Consider the following 14889-nt stretch of genomic DNA (forward strand, 5'->3'; position numbering starts at 1 on the left):
CAGCGACGTATAATTGCGCCCTTCGGATCCGTCCTTGCGAACGGTCGGGATGATGCTCAAAGGCGTAGGCTGCGCCTACTCGCATTTCTGTTAGTAGATCGGCACGCCGATCTGAACGACTCTGGCTGCGTGAACCACAACATGCAGGTAACAGGGACAATCCAGAAATGAAGAAACCGTCCTCCAAGATCCGCGAAGAAATCGCCAAGCTCCAGGAACAGCTCAAGCATGCGGAAACGAGAGAGGCCGAGCGTATCGGTCGCATCGCGCTACGTGCAGGCTTCGGCGATATCGAGATCGAGGAGACCGAGCTCCAGGCGGCGTTCGAGGAACTGGCAAAACGCTTTCGCGGAGACAAGCCCGGCACGAGCGGAAGGAAAGAGGCAGGCGACAGCAGCACGGGCAGCGGGCAGTCCGAAACGGTCGCGTCTGGCGCGGCTTCGCGCATCCCTAGTGAGGCTTGAGCGCATGAGCAGAACCGCAACGACCGATGCCCGGAAGAAGGACACGCGTGACAAGATCGAGCTTGGCGGCTTGATCATCAAAGCCGGTCTCCGGTTCGAGAAGCGGGCGCTTCTGCTCGGTGCCCTGATCGAACTGCGAAAGCGGCTGAAGTCGGACGACAATGAGCGAACACGACTGACAGCGATCGGGTCGGAGGCGTTCGGCAATGAAGGTGAATAGGATCGTTCTCGCCATTCTGCCTCTGGCCATGATAGCAGCGACGGTGTTCGCGATGACCGGCATTGAGACATGGCTTGCCGGGTTTGGGAAGACTGAGGCGGCAAAGCTCACCTTGGGACGGGCAGGAGTCGCCGCTCCATTCGTGGCGGCCGCAGCTCTGGGCCTGATGTTTCTGTTCGCGAGCGCGGGATCAGCAAACATTCGCGCTGCAGGCGTTGGCGCTGCAATCGGAAACGCCGCGGTGATCCTGACGGCTTGCTTGCGAGAAGGCATTCGGCTCGCAGAACTATCGTCCCAAGTATCAGCGGGGAAATCCACGCTTTCCTATCTCGATCCTTCGACCGTGATCGGAGCGGCCGCAGCACTTATGTCGGGCTGTTTCGCGCTGCGCGTGGCGATTGTCGGCAACGCCGCCTTCGCGCGGGCTGTGCCGAAACGCGTCATCGGCAAGCGTGCCCTGCACGGCGAGGCCGACTGGATGAAACTCACCGAAGCAGAGAAGCTGTTCCCGGACTCGGGCGGTATCGTGGTCGGCGAGCGGTATCGTGTCGACCGAGATGGTGTCGCCGGCATTTCGTTCCGTGCCGATAGCAGCGAAACCTGGGGCGCCGGGGGCAAGTCCCCGCTGCTCTGCTTCGACGGCTCATTCGGCTCATCGCACGGCATCGTCTTTGCGGGATCGGGCGGTTTAAAGACGACCTCGGTGACGATCCCTACAGCGTTGAAGTGGGGTGGATCGCTCATCTTGCTCGATCCGTCGAACGAGGTCGCGCCGATGGTCTCGAAACATCGAGAAGAGGCGGGGCGGCGTGTCAGGATCCTCGACCCGCGCAAACCCGCAACAGGCTTCAACGCACTCGACTGGGTCGGCCAATATGGCGGCACGAAGGAGGAGGATATCGCCTCGGTCGCCTCATGGATCATGAGCGATAGCGGTCGCGCGAGTGGCGTCCGCGACGATTTCTTCCGCGCTTCCGGACTTCAGCTCCTGACGGCGATCATCGCCGATGTCTGCCTGTCCGGCCACAACGCAAAGGAAAAGCAGACGCTACGTCAGGTCCGCGAGAATCTGTCGGAACCCGAGCCGAAGCTTCGACAGCGCCTTCAAGATATCTACGACAATTCGGGATCGGACTTCGTGAAGGAAAACGTCGCCGCCTTCGTCAACATGACGCCAGAGACATTCAGCGGCGTCTACGCCAATGCCATCAAGGAGACGCACTGGCTGTCATACCAAAACTATGCGGCTCTGGTCTCGGGTTCGACATTCCGGACCGAGGATATTGCGTCGGGTAAGACCGACGTGTTCATCAACATCGACCTGAAAACATTGGAGACCCATGCCGGGCTGGCACGGGTCGTGATTGGTTCGTTTCTGAACGCGATCTATAATCGCGATGGCGCCATGGAAGGTCGCGCCCTGTTCCTGCTCGATGAGGTCGCCCGCCTTGGCTACATGCGCATTCTGGAGACCGCGCGCGACGCCGGCCGCAAGTACGGCATCACGCTTACGATGATCTATCAGTCGATCGGCCAGTTGCGCGAAACCTATGGCGGGCGCGATGCGTCCAGCAAGTGGTTCGAAAGCGCAAGCTGGATCAGTTTTGCAGCCATCAACGATCCGGAAACCGCCGACTATATCTCCCGTCGCTGCGGCATGACGACGGTGGAGATCGACCAGGTTAGCCGTAGTTTCCAGTCACGCGGGTCATCGCGGACGCGGTCGAAGCAGTTGGCCGCCCGGCCACTCATCCAGCCCCATGAAGTGCTTCGTATGAGGGCGGACGAGCAGATCGTGTTCACCGCAGGCAATCCGCCACTTCGATGCGGCCGTGCCATCTGGTTCCGGCGGAAAGATATGACCGTTTGCGTGGAGCGGAGCAGGTTTCTGCGGCGCGACGCGCCTGCACATACAGAATGAAGAGCATCGGAGAAATCAGCATAGCGACGACCTGAAAGGGCGTGATTTCGGGAATTCTCGTCATGCTTCGGTCGGAAATCGGGCTGCCGCAGGAGGCTTAGCATAGCGCCGCGTCAGCGGAAGCCGGGACCGACTGGCCCCGACCGAGGCATTCCGCTTAGGAGCGCCATCTGCTAGTCGGAGGCCCATTCGGTCAGCCCGTCGAACACTTCCATCATCGCGCTGGTAATGGCTTGGCCAAGAGCGTTGCCAGCCACGCGGACGTCGTCTTCAGAGCCATCGCGAGCTGCACGGGCAAGTTCGAATCCCTGATCCGCAACGATTTGTTTGGCCACTTCGATCGCCCACAGGCCAAAGTCGCCGCGGTTGTCGATTTGGATAGCATCTTCCATCTGCGCCTCCTGTGATCGGTTCGGGAGCTTCTTTTCATAGACATTGCGCAATCACAAGCGCGAGGCAGCAATGTGAATGAGGTCAATCACCTATGCGGACGGAGATTTCCGTTGCCCCTCGATACATCACGGAAAGGAATCGTTTGATCTCTGATGATTCAAAACAGTCGTTGGACGACGCCCTCTAGAAACACGATGATGTTTTGCATGATCTCCCAGCCCTACCACCTTTATATCGAAAGATCGGACATCACGAAAAACATGGCCCGCTTCTACGCGATGTCGATCGAGCCGAACCTGTTCGGAGAGGCATGCCTGACCCGGCGATGGGGACGGATTGGGACGAGCGGTCAGGTGAAAACTCATCAGTTCGAAAAGGAACAGGACGCGGTCGATCTCTTCCTTGATCTTCTGAGGCAAAAACGCCGCCGGGGATATCGGGCAATTGGCTCTGTCGCTTCGCAGTAAACACCCGACGATACCGCCGCTGGCGAAAGAGAATGTGAGGGCGGACCTTGGTCTTCTCGAACGGAGACCCTGCTGTCCACACTCCGCTATCTCGATCGGCTAACTTCCGCAAAGGACTTTCGACGGGCAATAAATTCGCGCAGAAGCGGCAAAAAGAATGCCTTGCTGAAGTGACCAAGCGGAGGCTCAGGCTCCAAATAGAATGACCGGCCTATGATATCGCTGTTGAACTCATCCAGGATGAGCCAGAGCGGAAGATCTGCATCAAGACCCGCGCGTCGCTTTTCGATGGTCGGAATCTCGACCGCAAAACGATTTCGGTCGGGCATCTTTGTCGTTATCGGAAAAAACAAAACAAAATCGCCACCCGACCTCGCGATCCGCACGCCGACAGCCACAGGACGGTTCTTGCGCCCTTCCGTTTCTCCCTCGTTTGCCTCATGGCTCCACAGATATGGATATCGAACGACCGCAGCCGTCTGGACCTTGTCATATACGCTCATCTACTCGTCTCATCAGACTGGGCGTAGACATCGACGGCCTCTTCAAATTCAGCAAACAGCTCGTCGGACATTGTCTCCAGCCTGCCTACAGAGCGACGATCCGACTGGCGCATAAGACGTTCGTAATCGTCTATGTTCAGCAACACCAATCGCGGCTTGTTGCGTTGGGTGATCGTGACAGGGTGTCGAAGTGCCTCGGCGATGATATCTCCGGATTTCCGAGAAAGGTCGCTTGTCGTGTAGGAGCCGTTCCTGCTTGTCATGTGGCCAGCCTCAATACGATTAGGGTGAAAGGGTCTCAGTGCTGTTTATACAGCATATACAGCATTGGTGCAAATAATGTATTCGTGGTCGCACGGTGGAGGGGTTGGTAGAGATCACCGCCTCAGAAAGGCGGCTCTGCCTCAGCCAGGCCGTCCATCTCGGCAGCCGCGACGATCATCTCCGCCTGGGCGATGTCGAGCTCGGCTTGGATCTGGCGGCGCTCGGCGCCATCGCCAGCGTTGCGCAGCTCGGCCCGCAGTTCTTCGATCTGAATTTCAAGTTCATAGGTCATCTTCGTCTCCTTGACGTTTGTGAAAGATGACAGCCGGGTCCGAGAAGGGGATGGCGGGGTCAGGGATCGCATGCGCGACCGGCAGAGCCGGTGAGTGGGGGAGCCGATTTGCGCAAGCTGCCCTCAAGGGCGGGTGAAGCAAATTGGGGGAACCGCTCATCCTTGAGGCCGGTGTCGCCGCTTGGCACAATCATGCATTCTGAGCAGCTTCCCCGTCACCGTATGCCACCAAAAAAGCCGGACCTGGCTCGATGCCGGGTCCGGCTTTGATCTCTCGGCAGGAGAGAAGGCCCCGCCGATGGCGGAGCCTCGTGATCCTGATCAGTCGCGGTTCGGGCGGGACCAGATGAGCTGGAGGCCTTCCTCGCCTTCGACCTCGGCGAGCGTTGCGTAGATCGGGGCAGGGAAGCTCGGATCGTCGAGCTTGACCGAGAGGTAGTCACGGCCCTGCTCGGAGGTCTTCTGCCAGGCGGCGCCGAGTTCGACGCTTCCGGCATAGACGCGGAACTGCGGACCCTTGTCGGAGGGGTTGTCGACCCGGGCAATGCGTGCCTTGACGTTGAGGGCGAGAGTGCGAATGGAGCCGGTGAAGCCGTTCTTTTCGGAAGTGAAGGTGCCGATAGTCGCCATTGTCGTATTCCTTTTCTGTTGTTCGGGCCGCGCTCATCGCGGCCTCGATGGCAGTCGACAAGACTGGAGACAATCGGACCGCACCTGATAAGGCCGCAATGCAATGGAGGGCGACAAGTCGCAGATTTGTTAGTGGGCGAGGAGGGGACCGCAGGTCGCCGGGGTAAGAAATCTTAAGCCTTGTCGTTGCGGGAAGACGATCGAGGCGCAGCCGGTCTCCGGTCAGACATGCCCCATCGAGCCCGCAGATGGGTTGCCGGAAACACTGTCGTGAAGGGATATGGCAATGGCGCTCACCGCATTTGCCCGTGGGAAGAATGGCAACCTGGATCATGCTCCGCTTGTCCCGTCGTCGGAGCCTGCTTCGATTGGGGAGTGGGTCACGTGCAACCGTGGTCCGGCTTGCCTGCCATGCCCGGTGAGATATCGTTGCGCTCGCGAATCGCAGCCTGGAGGATCAATGCGTCAGCAGACAAAGCCGTTCATCTTCGAACGCAAACCGTCCCGCAAACCAAAACCCGACGCTCTGAAACCGTCGATCTGGGGAAAGCTGGACACTGACATCGCACAAGGCCTCCAAGATCAGCGTGATATGGAAGAAGCGGCCGCCACTGGTGGTGACGACCGCGCCTGATGCTCAGGCCGCAGCCTTGAGATCCGCTTCCGGCTGCAGGGAATGCAGAAAACTGACCGCGCGCTGCGCGTGAGCCGCCGCTTGGAAGATTGCCCGCTTGTCGTTGGCAAGGACCGATAGCCAGGACTGCAGGTAGGACGCATGGTCGGACCGTGGCTCAAGCTCCGGTGCGATGCCCAGATCGGCGCAAAGGAAGCAACTGCCGAGCTCGGCAACATATCCTGACAGTCAAGCCTGACGATCGTGGTTATCGCGGAAGCTGTGGTCAGGCCTCAGCGGTTTTGTGTTCCTCGCGGGCTGCCTCCCAGACCTCTCGCGCCGCATCTGCGTTCATGGCGGCAATAGCGAGCCCGACAATCAGGTCGGGCCATGCAGACAGGGTGTAAGCCGTCAGAAGGCCGGCCGCGATGATCGCGATATTCGCAAATGCGTCGTTACGCGCTGAAAGGAAAGCGGCCTTCGTGAGACTACCGCTGTGCCGTCGGAAACGCGTCAGCATGATTGCGCAAGTAAGGTTGACCACAAGCGCACCGAGGCCCGTCAATGATAGAGCAAGCGCCTCGGGTGGGCTCGGCGCCATGAACTTTTCCCACGCGGTCCAGAGTGTAGCCAAGCCCGGGATGAGCAAAATGCCGGCAAGCAGCATTCCGACCTTGGCGCGGCGGCGGGCAGACCACCCAAGTGCCACAAGGATCAGAAAGTTGACCGAGGCGTCCTCGAGGAAGTCAACGCTATCGGCGAATAGCGAGACAGAGCCGATGGCGCGAGCAACAGTGAACTCGATGCCGAAGTAGGCGAGATTGAGAAGGGCGACCAGACGGACTACCCGCCGTAAGTCTTGATCATGCGAGGACGAATCCATCCAGTCGGGCTCCAATTAGCGATTCTCGTCATGTGCGTCGAAGACCTGCTGGGCATAGGCGTCGAGCAATGCCTCACAGGCATGCAGCCGTTCTTCAGCCTCGGCTCCAAGGGTCGCGCCATAGAAGTCGAGCTTACGAATCTTCTCGAACCAGCCCTGGAGCTTCTTCAGATCGACGTCATTCTCCTCGAGCTCGGCATAGGTGAAGTGATCTGCTGCCCGCTCCTTAGCAATCTCCGCGTCGAAGTCCCCGCACTTGTCGATGAACTCGCGATACGCCTCGTCCCGGTCAGCCTTGAACCGGGCGATGACCTTCTCTTCCTGGAACCGATCGAGCGCCACCGTTTCCAGAATCACAGATTCCCCTTCCATCTCGGAGACGCCGTTCTCAATCATCTTCAGTCCTCGGACGTGATCGTCTGTCTTGGGTAGCAGGCAGACCCCGTTTTGAAGGTAAACTGCCCCCATTCCCTTCAACCGGCGCCACAATGCGACGCGCTTCGCAGCCGGTTCGGGCGGGACTTTGTAGGTCAAAAGCAGCCAAGATGAAGTAGCCATGGCTGTACTATAAAGTTACGACCGTTACAAATCAAGCGTACAGGTGCGCTGCATCACCCTGCTGGGCGTGCATCCAGTCAGCCGCCTGCTGCGCCTTGCTGGCGGCCGTGAAAATGGCCCTGGGGTCGTCCTTCAACACTTTGAGCCACGAGGCAATATACGCCGCATGATCGGGACGCGGATGATGGGCGATGCCGAGATCAGCAAGGACAAGGCCGCTCAGAATCTCGACGCAGCACTCTTCGGCAGCATAGGCAGCCGACCCGAACCGACTCGAGAGATCGCGGTCGAGCCGATGCTTTGCACCGCTGGCATGACCATCCTCATGCAGCCAGACGCCATAAAAAGACGCGGGATCGCGAAACGAGGTAAAGGCCGGCATGAACACCGTGTCCTCTGAGGGACGATAATAGGCTTCCGACCCGCCGAACTCGGTCTTGATGCCGAGATTGGAGATGAACGCCTCCGCATGCGCCAGGCGTTCGCTCTCGGGCAATACGGGGATCGGCGGACGCTCGTAGCCGTCTACCTGCGCGACGTTGAAGACGGAGAATGCGCGAGCGAACATCCGTCGATGCCCGTCATCGGTGTCGTCTTCATTGTCGGCCGACCGTGACGCCTGGACCTCTCTCCACAGCACGACCGTGGTGGAGCGTTCTCCCTCGCGCACCTGTGCGCCAGCCTCCTGCCATTGCTTATAGGTGCCCCAGAGGCCATCACCGTAACCGACGGCATAGCCCGCAGCACACAGGGCCAGCGTGTTGATGCCACGGTAGCGCTTTCCGGACGCAATGTTGGTCGGACGGGCGATACTCGCTCCGTTGTGGAACCAGGGCGCACGCCATTCACCTGTACCCTGCTCGATTGCGGCGATGATCTCCGCCGTCACGCGGGAATAGACATCGGCGCGGCTCGCTGAGCTGGAAGCGTGGGACATGCGGGAACCTCCGTGGCCAGCCGGGCGAGCCTCTCTCTCCCTTTCAACCGACCGTCCGGTTCCGGCCTTTCTCTTCCTCTCATGCCGGCCCGAAGGGCGGCTGTTTTGGCTTGTTTCCTGTTTTGTCATAATCGTTGCTCCTTCTCCGCCGGGCCTGTCCCGGCGTCGGAGCAGCGACTTGCGACGTCTCAGGCACGGCTGCGCACTCGCAGAGCCGAAGCACAGCGAAGGACGGCGACAGCCGTTGCACAGACGAGCCGGGCGTCGCGCGCTCCGGGTACGCCGGGAGAGAGTCGGCGCGGGCGAGCACGCCCTGCACTTTAGTTTATTGTGTCATTCGGGAGGGTTGGTTCCGTCAGCTTCTGGGCGGCTAATGCCGCCACACCTTCACCGCAGAGATCAGGAGGATGATTGCCAATGCCGGCAGCAAAACCGCGTTTGGAACGATGCCGAGCAGAAGGCCGCCGATAAACGTACCGACGATCGATCCGGCAGCCATTATGAGCAGGAAAACCTTGTTGCGACCGATAACGGAGAAGCTCTGATCGCGGCTGTAGCGGGTAAACCCGACCAGCATGGTGGGCAGGCTTACCGCGAGCGAGAGGCTACCGGCGAGCTTGATGTCCGCGCCGAATAGCAGGACGAGGGTCGGGATCAGGAGTTCGCCCCCTGCGACACCCAGGAGCGCGGCGACAATGCCGATAATGAAACCAGCAATCACGCCGGCAATCATCTGGGCCACGCCCGTCAGCAGCGGCTGGCCCGCTGTCGCATCATGGCCAAGCATTAGGACGATCGCGATCGCCACCAGCATGATGGCGATGACCTTGTAAAGTGTCTCCGATCGAAGTCTTGTCGCCCAGCCCGCGCCGAACCAGGCGCCGATCAGGCTTCCTGCAAGGAGATTGATCACGATCGGCCAGTTATCGGCTATGGCGCCGAAGGGCACGGTTCCCGCCCGGAAGGGAAGAGCCGTCGCCACGACGACAAGGCTCATGGCCTTGTTGAGGATCACCGCCTCCAGGGCTGCAAAATTGAAGAACCCGATCAGGATCGGAAGGCGAAACTCGGCGCCTCCCAGGCCTATGAGGCCACCGAGGGCGCCAATAATCGCACCTCCGCTGAAAGCAGCTGCGGGATGGCGGGGAAGTGATGTGTTGGCGGCGTCAGTCATGGGCGATATGTATGCACAAATATCACGAGCATGGACAGTCGTTATGGCAGATGGAAGCGTAGGAAATTGTCGTTGGTGTCTTGCGAACGGTTTGGCTGGATCGGACCCCGCCGCAAGCAATGAGACCCAATACATGATGCTGAAAGCGACCTTGCCAAACCCGTCCGCGATGATCATGCCGTACCGTCACGTCGAGACGCCGTTCGAGTTCAGCTCGGAAGAGTGGTCGGATCTCGGTGAGATGCTGACGGAAGCCAAGCGCCAACTCGACCAGTTCCAGCCCGAAGGATTCACGATTGGATGGAATGTCGGAGCGATCGGAGGTCAGCATATCTTCCACGCGCATATGCATGTGGTGTGTCGCTACGAAAAAGACCCGAAGGCCGGCCAGGGGATCCGCGACTTCCTGCGGTGAGCGTCGATGCCATCAGACGCTCACCGCCGAGCTGTGCCTTCGTCGATGTCAGTCAGGATCTTCATCGTTCGCTCGAGCTCTCGCTGTAGAATATTGCGCTGAAGCTGCGACAACCGCTTCTCCTTCAACAGGCTCTTGGCGTCCAGTGCCGAGCGCGCCCAGGCGGGTCGATGTCTGGCGCTGATACAGGCATTCGGACATCGTGTCGGCTGGCAAAGTGCTGTCAGAGGCGTCGCGTTATTGACGCTGGTGGCCTGCTTCAGACAGACGGCCGTGCCCGGATCGAAGAAGCAGTCGGCAAGCACCCCGACATGCAGCGTTCGCGCCAGGCTGGCGAGCATCGTGCGCAGCCGCGCGCGGTCGGCAATCATGGCGGGGAGCGGTCCAAGTTCCGCCGATATTCCATCGAGCGTCTGCGATATGCGTGCCGCCGCCGGCCCCGATAGGGTCGCACCGGCCTGGCGCTCATCGAAATAGGTCAGCAGATCGTCGAGCTGGCCGAGGCTGCGTTCGTTCTCGACCTCGGCGCGAAAGCCCGATCGGCTGGAGCCGGCATAGCCTTCGAATGACGCAACCGAGGCATGCTTGTATTGGATCATGCCGGCGATCGTTCCGAAGGGGCGGTTGGCGATATGCCACGCGATCGTCCGCCGGAACTGCCGCGTCGTGATGCGCCAGGGCGCGCCATCAGGCCCGTTCGGAACAGCCGGCGCGTCCGGCGTGCCGAACAGGTCATTGAGATGGTCACGATAGCGGTTGAGCTGACGGACGATCTCGGCGGACAGGTAATCCTTGCAGTAGGACTTGGCCGCCAGGACAGGCCAGAGCGTCGTGAGCCCACGAGCAGAGGCCGCCCGAAACGACAGGTGCTCGAGGACATCGATGGCTTTGGCTACCGGCTCTATCGTGACCCACTCGGCCGGCTCGCCTTGGTTCGATTTGCCCTTGTATGCCATCGACCAGACGCGATGGCGCATGATCATGTCGTCCTCACTGCGCGTCAGGGTGAGACATCCACGCTGCATCGCCTGGACTTCGCAATCACGCATACCGGTCAGATAGGCGCAGAGAATGTAGGCGGCGGTCTGAAGCATGCGCTCCTCATGCGCCAGCGTCTTGGCATCGAAGCGCGGTCGCCAGTGGCTGCCGGTCTCCGGCAGGATGGCAATAGGCGTATCCATGCCGCCAGTCTCGACGCCAAGCACACGCACGGCCGCGGTAATCAAACGAGGGGCGCCGTCGAGCAACTGGATATGCATCCTGGGTTCAGCCACCGCGTCAATGCCGATATGAAGATGCAGCAGATGTGAGTTGACGGGCGGCGTCACCTCTCCGGTCTCAGGATGGCGTAGCGTCATTCCATTATGCGCGGTTCCCCAGATCGGCACGCCGCGGCCTTCGCGATGCAGGCGATCGAGATAGTCCTGTAGACGCTTTCTTTGACGAATGCGGCGTTCCTTGCGTCCGAGTCCCTGGTCGGACTTGATGAGCGCAGAGCAGTGGGCCTCCAATCGCTCAATCTCTTCGCGTGCGGCGAAGATATCGGCCGCGAACATGGTGACGTAGCGGAGCGACCACGACAGCAATGGCGTGATGATCTCTTCGGGAATCCGCGGCGTCAGGTTCTCGCGGACGAAGCGATATCCGGCGACCCGGGCTGGCGACCGTTCGCTCCATGGCTCGAAGGGCAGACCGATGGAGGGAAGATGGTCACGGTAAGCTCGCAGGTCGAATGGGATCTCCAGGAGCTGAGCCACCATTGCCGGTTGACGGGTGCGGCCACTTTTAAGATGGCGAGCATATTGGTCAAGGATTTGCTGATCGACCCGATGAACATCGACGTCGCCTAGCTCGTCGCAAATGAACTCCAAAAACCGTCGCGCGCGGTTGAAGACCTGCCGCACGCTGCCTGGTGGAAGCCTTTTGCGATGGCCGGGCAGGTCGACGTTGAGGCGCGCATAGAGGAACTCGCGAAGCGCCTCGCGCACGCCGATGTGCTCGACGGACTCGAAGTTGACGGTGACATGGCAGCGACGGGCGTTCTCACGGAACACGGCCGGCCCAAGATCCCAGTTCGCATCGCCGTAGCGTGACAGATTGTCCCGATCGAAGCCCGGCCTCAGCGGGACGGACGCGAGAACCGGACGGAGGTCGAGTTCCTGTTCACGAGGGGCGGTCGCGGCACTGATCATTGTCGAGCCTCTGGCGGGAGATAAAGCGACTTCTCTTCCGCCTCGCGGCGGGCCTGATCGATCAAGCTGTCGGAAAAGGCCGGCAGGATCTGATTGGTGATGCGGTCGTGCGCGCGGCCGAACTTCATCGCCCAATCGGCGGCCGACAACCCGACACGTTGCGCCTCGATAAACCCTTGGAAGGCGACGAGCGCCGGCAGCTTGCACGCGGTGATGACGGCGTTACGGCATTCGAGGCAACCCCAGAACGGCTGTGGACATGGTGACCCGACTTCACCGAACGGACTGCGATCGAAGCCCGAGCATGCAGCCAGCCAGACATCCTGTTCCCCATCCAGGAGAGCATTGACGTTGCTGCCTCCTCCCGAGGCGGTGTCGTCGCGGCGCCAGGAATCCTCATCGTCAGGCGCCAATATGATCGGACCTGCTGCCGCAGCGGCTTCGGCAAACGCTTCTGCCACAGTGGCTTCATGAAGTGGTCGCAGCGACGGAATGTCGGCGTAGTGGCGCGCCGCAATCTCCGGGGTGTGCCCGACTGCGAAGCGAGCCATGTGCCCGTCCGTCTTCAGATACCAGAGCGCCTTGTGGGTCTTGCGCAAGCGCGACAGAACGAGGCGAAGAGGCTGGCCATCGTCATCGACGATCCCGTGACTTCCTGTCCATCGGTCGACCAGCTCCTGCTGATGTTCGACACCAGCGCGGAGCTGCTTCGGTCCAGTATAATAATAGAGCCAGAGACAATCGCTCGGTACGAACTGACGCGTGAAGGCCGTGACCTCGATGAGCTTGCGAATGAGGCCACCCGGAGTTCCGAGCCCTCCGTCACGGACGCGGATATGTTTGTGCTCGGCGCCGCGAGCGCGCCGCTTCACATAGGCAATCTCGATCGTGCCTGGGCCGGGATTCTGAAGGCAATCGATCGTCAGCGTCTTGCAACACTCTATCTCCAGTCCGGTCTCCAGCGACAGAAATGTAAGGAGGGGCGGAATGTCGGCGGCGCGCAGATGATAACGTGCATGGATGTCCTCGGCGAGAGTTGACACCGGCAGGCCTCGACGAAGCCGCATGAAGTACAGGCTCTTGAACACTCGGTCTCCACTGCTGAGCCTGCCATGGGCGGTGATCGTTGCATGGGCTTCGGCCGTCACGTTGCGAAGGTTCTCGTCGGCATCTTCACTCGGCAGGTTGCCGAAGCGCCGAAACAGTTCGCCAATGTCAGCGCGGGCGGCATCGCGAAGCTGTCTTGCGACAAACGGACTGTAGGCATCGCGTGGGCGCGACCGGCCAGCCGACTGTGCGCTGGTATAGTTGAGCCGACGACGAAGGACCTCATCGAGGACACCAGGCTGATCGGCGTCGATCGAACGCAAAGCCAGAATAGCCTTGGCGACCACAGTGTGGCGATGGATCGGCGTCATCCCACCGGCTTCGAGGAAATCCTCGTAGCCGTCGATGACATCGGCGCTCAGGTCGGCGGGCTTCGTCACCTGTGTGTGCTCGCGCAGATATGCGAAGAAACGCCGATAGGCGTTCATATGCTGCATGATGGTGCTGCGCGCGCCCAACGAGCCACCGAACTCCGCTTGCCTTCGAAGAGCGCCAGCGAAAGCGATCGCCAAAGGTCTTGGCTCGAGGTCCGTGAAATCGACTTCTGCGATGCCCCCATATCGCGCCTGGATGTTGAAGCGCAGACCGATCACCGGATCGCTGGCGTGAGCAGGCACGCCACCATCGATGGGCACAAAGCGGACAGGTCGTCTCTTCCGTGGGCCCATCATAGCGAACGCTCCGAAGGGAGCAGCGCCAGCAGTTCCTCGACCGCCGCATCGACAGTATCTGCGCGCGTGGCAATGTGATCGAGATAGATGTAGGTGGTTGCCAGGCTGGCGTGGCCGAGAAGCCGCTGAACTTGCTGGAGCGGATCGCCGAGGATCTGCCGGTATCCCTCAATCGGGCCGGCCGGCAATGCCGCATCGCGAAGGCGGTGCTGGATCAGCATCGCCAGCATATGCACGGCGAAGGTATGTCGCAGTTGGTGCGGAGAGATGGTGATCTCGAAGCCGAAAGAGCTGCACCGACCCGATGCGCGGGCGAAGATCACTTCCCAAGAGTTCGGCTGGACAGGAAATCCGACCTCCGTGAGCCACAGCACTGCGGGCTCGCGCGGTGCGCCATCGTCGTCGCAGAGGATGATCCTGCTGCGCTCATCAGTGCTGAGCAGATCGAGGGCAATCTCGCCGCCATCAAGTGATCGCAATCTTGAAGCTTTCCGCTGTCGACGGACGAAGATTGGTCTGTCGAATAATTGCCACCCTGAACGCCGCTGGAACTTGGCGACCGCATGAGCACGCTCGACGGCAATATAGGCGCGCACCTGTTCAAGCAGCCGGCCGGGCACAAGAATGCGGCGGCCTCGATCGCCCTTGGTCAGGGCATCGGGCAGATCGAGCCAAACCTGTCGGCCCGTCTGATGGTCGGAGACAGCAAGGTCGGAGGCGAACAGAAACGACGCCTCCTCCAACCGCAGGCCTGTCGTCACGAGAAGATCGGAAAACAACGCATTGCGAATGCCGTTGCGATCGCGGGCGCCGGGTCGCGGTCCGCCCTGGTGGAGATGCCCCCTCAGTCCGACATCCCGAAATATCCGATAGTCTTCAAGCGTGACGAAGCTGACATCCGCTCGGCGCGCAGTGGGCTCGTAGGCCTCATTGCGCGCCGCAATCTGCCCACGACGACCACCATATCCCTGCCTCCAAACGGAACGGTGACTGAAGAGCGCTCCAGCGATCAGGCCTTCCCGAGCGCCCCATCGATAGAGGCGGTCCAGGCAGGCGACGGCACGATTCCAGGAAGAGGCCGAGATGCGCTTGACGTGCTCCCAATAAATTGGGCCATTTGGAACTGGAATTTTCCATTTATCATCCCTGCGGGGAGAGAGGAGAATTCCGATGAAGGCATCGAAG

18 protein-coding genes and 1 pseudogene are annotated in these 14889 nt (G+C 60.5%); 6 read left to right on the forward strand and 13 right to left on the reverse strand.

Going from position 1 to position 14889, the window contains the following annotated elements; translation table 11 throughout:
• The first annotated feature begins 167 nt into the window (after window positions 1-167).
• Genes traC through traG form a run of 3 tightly spaced genes read left to right on the forward strand, consistent with a single transcriptional unit; the run spans window position 168 to window position 2605 of the window.
• A complete protein-coding gene (traC, locus tag F3H95_RS25255; protein WP_149747986.1) occupies window positions 168-464 on the forward strand; it encodes a conjugal transfer protein TraC in 297 nt (98 codons plus the stop codon).
• Window positions 465-468: 4 nt separating this feature from the next.
• Window positions 469-684, forward strand: a complete 216-nt coding sequence (locus F3H95_RS25260; protein ID WP_143126507.1) for a type IV conjugative transfer system coupling protein TraD — start codon at window positions 469-471, stop codon at window positions 682-684.
• The gene (gene traG / locus F3H95_RS25265) at window positions 671-2605 is read left to right on the forward strand and encodes a Ti-type conjugative transfer system protein TraG (protein ID WP_149747987.1); all 1935 of its coding nucleotides are present in this window, start codon (window positions 671-673) and stop codon (window positions 2603-2605) included. Before F3H95_RS25260 ends, traG begins: the two co-directional genes overlap by 14 nt.
• Before the next feature lie 173 nt (window positions 2606-2778).
• On the opposite strand, the gene F3H95_RS25270 is transcribed toward traG, so the two are convergent.
• Window positions 2779-2997 (reverse strand): hypothetical protein, encoded by a 219-nt coding sequence (locus F3H95_RS25270; RefSeq protein ID WP_149747988.1) that lies wholly within the window; start codon window positions 2995-2997, stop codon window positions 2779-2781.
• A gap of 207 nt (window positions 2998-3204) precedes the next feature.
• On the opposite strand from F3H95_RS25270, the gene F3H95_RS25275 reads away from it, so the two are divergent.
• Window positions 3205-3465 (forward strand): WGR domain-containing protein, encoded by a 261-nt coding sequence (locus F3H95_RS25275; RefSeq protein WP_149747989.1) that lies wholly within the window; start codon window positions 3205-3207, stop codon window positions 3463-3465.
• A gap of 86 nt (window positions 3466-3551) precedes the next feature.
• On the opposite strand, the gene F3H95_RS25280 is transcribed toward F3H95_RS25275, so the two are convergent.
• From F3H95_RS25280 to F3H95_RS25290, 4 genes are all read right to left on the reverse strand, one after another.
• Window positions 3552-3968 (reverse strand): hypothetical protein, encoded by a 417-nt coding sequence (locus tag F3H95_RS25280; protein WP_149747990.1) that lies wholly within the window; start codon window positions 3966-3968, stop codon window positions 3552-3554.
• Complete coding sequence (locus F3H95_RS25285; RefSeq protein WP_149747991.1) at window positions 3965-4231, reverse strand: type II toxin-antitoxin system prevent-host-death family antitoxin; 267 nt, start codon at window positions 4229-4231, stop codon at window positions 3965-3967. The genes F3H95_RS25280 and F3H95_RS25285 overlap by 4 nt, the downstream gene beginning before the upstream one ends.
• Before the next feature lie 122 nt (window positions 4232-4353).
• Window positions 4354-4524 carry a hypothetical protein gene (locus tag F3H95_RS27300; protein ID WP_188134483.1) on the reverse strand — a complete coding sequence of 57 codons (171 nt, stop codon included), beginning with the start codon at window positions 4522-4524 and terminating at the stop codon, window positions 4354-4356.
• Between the two features lie 321 nt (window positions 4525-4845).
• Entirely contained in the window at window positions 4846-5154 is a 309-nt protein-coding gene (locus F3H95_RS25290; RefSeq protein ID WP_113462179.1) for a DUF736 domain-containing protein, read from the reverse strand.
• A gap of 460 nt (window positions 5155-5614) precedes the next feature.
• Between F3H95_RS25290 and F3H95_RS27305 the strand changes: the two genes are divergently transcribed.
• Window positions 5615-5788: a hypothetical protein gene (locus F3H95_RS27305; protein ID WP_188134484.1), complete on the forward strand. Its 174-nt coding sequence runs from the start codon at window positions 5615-5617 to the stop codon at window positions 5786-5788.
• Between the two features lie 3 nt (window positions 5789-5791).
• Here the strand turns inward: F3H95_RS27305 and F3H95_RS25295 are convergent.
• The 5 genes and pseudogenes from F3H95_RS25295 to F3H95_RS25315 all read right to left on the reverse strand — a co-directional run.
• Window positions 5792-6004, reverse strand: a pseudogene (locus tag F3H95_RS25295) (zincin-like metallopeptidase domain-containing protein); the annotation flags it as partial.
• A gap of 49 nt (window positions 6005-6053) precedes the next feature.
• Complete coding sequence (locus F3H95_RS25300; RefSeq protein WP_143126502.1) at window positions 6054-6650, reverse strand: cation transporter; 597 nt, start codon at window positions 6648-6650, stop codon at window positions 6054-6056.
• Between the two features lie 15 nt (window positions 6651-6665).
• Window positions 6666-7208, reverse strand: a complete 543-nt coding sequence (locus F3H95_RS25305) for a Chromate resistance protein ChrB (RefSeq protein WP_143126501.1) — start codon at window positions 7206-7208, stop codon at window positions 6666-6668.
• Between the two features lie 31 nt (window positions 7209-7239).
• Window positions 7240-8145 (reverse strand): zincin-like metallopeptidase domain-containing protein, encoded by a 906-nt coding sequence (locus F3H95_RS25310; RefSeq protein ID WP_149747992.1) that lies wholly within the window; start codon window positions 8143-8145, stop codon window positions 7240-7242.
• Window positions 8146-8515: 370 nt separating this feature from the next.
• Window positions 8516-9319 carry a sulfite exporter TauE/SafE family protein gene (locus tag F3H95_RS25315; protein WP_244618140.1) on the reverse strand — a complete coding sequence of 268 codons (804 nt, stop codon included), beginning with the start codon at window positions 9317-9319 and terminating at the stop codon, window positions 8516-8518.
• A 133-nt stretch (window positions 9320-9452) separates the two neighbouring features.
• Between F3H95_RS25315 and F3H95_RS25320 the strand changes: the two genes are divergently transcribed.
• A complete protein-coding gene (locus tag F3H95_RS25320; protein WP_185969895.1) occupies window positions 9453-9734 on the forward strand; it encodes an HIT domain-containing protein in 282 nt (93 codons plus the stop codon).
• A 20-nt stretch (window positions 9735-9754) separates the two neighbouring features.
• Here F3H95_RS25320 and F3H95_RS25325 read toward each other — a convergent pair whose 3' ends face one another.
• The 3 genes from F3H95_RS25325 to F3H95_RS25335 form a co-directional block, all read right to left on the reverse strand.
• Window positions 9755-11926, reverse strand: a complete 2172-nt coding sequence (locus tag F3H95_RS25325; protein WP_149747993.1) for an integrase — start codon at window positions 11924-11926, stop codon at window positions 9755-9757.
• Window positions 11923-13650 (reverse strand): hypothetical protein, encoded by a 1728-nt coding sequence (locus tag F3H95_RS25330; RefSeq protein ID WP_244618136.1) that lies wholly within the window; start codon window positions 13648-13650, stop codon window positions 11923-11925. Before F3H95_RS25330 ends, F3H95_RS25325 begins: the two co-directional genes overlap by 4 nt.
• 50 nt (window positions 13651-13700) lie before the next feature.
• Window positions 13701-14889, reverse strand: a 1189-nt coding sequence (locus tag F3H95_RS25335) for a tyrosine-type recombinase/integrase (protein WP_149747995.1), incomplete at its 5' end; no start/stop codon positions are given.

It is taken from the genome of Rhizobium sp. RU35A, assembly GCF_900156005.1.
Classification (GTDB): domain Bacteria; phylum Pseudomonadota; class Alphaproteobacteria; order Rhizobiales; family Rhizobiaceae; genus Neorhizobium; species Neorhizobium straminoryzae.

What these genes read in the sequence shown, in the direction of transcription:
- F3H95_RS25320 (WP_185969895.1), top strand. Translation starts at nt 9,453, where the DNA reads ATGATGCTGAAAGCGACCTTGCCAAACCCGTCCGCGATGATCATGCCG.
- F3H95_RS25280 (WP_149747990.1), bottom strand. Translation starts at nt 3,968, where the DNA reads ATGAGCGTATATGACAAGGTCCAGACGGCTGCGGTCGTTCGATATCCA.
- F3H95_RS25305 (WP_143126501.1), bottom strand. Translation starts at nt 7,208, where the DNA reads ATGGCTACTTCATCTTGGCTGCTTTTGACCTACAAAGTCCCGCCCGAA.
- F3H95_RS27305 (WP_188134484.1), top strand. Translation starts at nt 5,615, where the DNA reads ATGCGTCAGCAGACAAAGCCGTTCATCTTCGAACGCAAACCGTCCCGC.
- F3H95_RS25325 (WP_149747993.1), bottom strand. Translation starts at nt 11,926, where the DNA reads ATGATCAGTGCCGCGACCGCCCCTCGTGAACAGGAACTCGACCTCCGT.
- F3H95_RS27300 (WP_188134483.1), bottom strand. Translation starts at nt 4,524, where the DNA reads ATGACCTATGAACTTGAAATTCAGATCGAAGAACTGCGGGCCGAGCTG.
- traG (WP_149747987.1), top strand. Translation starts at nt 671, where the DNA reads ATGAAGGTGAATAGGATCGTTCTCGCCATTCTGCCTCTGGCCATGATA.
- F3H95_RS25315 (WP_244618140.1), bottom strand. Translation starts at nt 9,319, where the DNA reads ATGACTGACGCCGCCAACACATCACTTCCCCGCCATCCCGCAGCTGCT.
- F3H95_RS25260 (WP_143126507.1), top strand. Translation starts at nt 469, where the DNA reads ATGAGCAGAACCGCAACGACCGATGCCCGGAAGAAGGACACGCGTGAC.
- F3H95_RS25275 (WP_149747989.1), top strand. Translation starts at nt 3,205, where the DNA reads ATGATCTCCCAGCCCTACCACCTTTATATCGAAAGATCGGACATCACG.
- F3H95_RS25270 (WP_149747988.1), bottom strand. Translation starts at nt 2,997, where the DNA reads ATGGAAGATGCTATCCAAATCGACAACCGCGGCGACTTTGGCCTGTGG.
- F3H95_RS25300 (WP_143126502.1), bottom strand. Translation starts at nt 6,650, where the DNA reads ATGGATTCGTCCTCGCATGATCAAGACTTACGGCGGGTAGTCCGTCTG.
- F3H95_RS25285 (WP_149747991.1), bottom strand. Translation starts at nt 4,231, where the DNA reads ATGACAAGCAGGAACGGCTCCTACACGACAAGCGACCTTTCTCGGAAA.
- F3H95_RS25290 (WP_113462179.1), bottom strand. Translation starts at nt 5,154, where the DNA reads ATGGCGACTATCGGCACCTTCACTTCCGAAAAGAACGGCTTCACCGGC.
- traC (WP_149747986.1), top strand. Translation starts at nt 168, where the DNA reads ATGAAGAAACCGTCCTCCAAGATCCGCGAAGAAATCGCCAAGCTCCAG.
- F3H95_RS25310 (WP_149747992.1), bottom strand. Translation starts at nt 8,145, where the DNA reads ATGTCCCACGCTTCCAGCTCAGCGAGCCGCGCCGATGTCTATTCCCGC.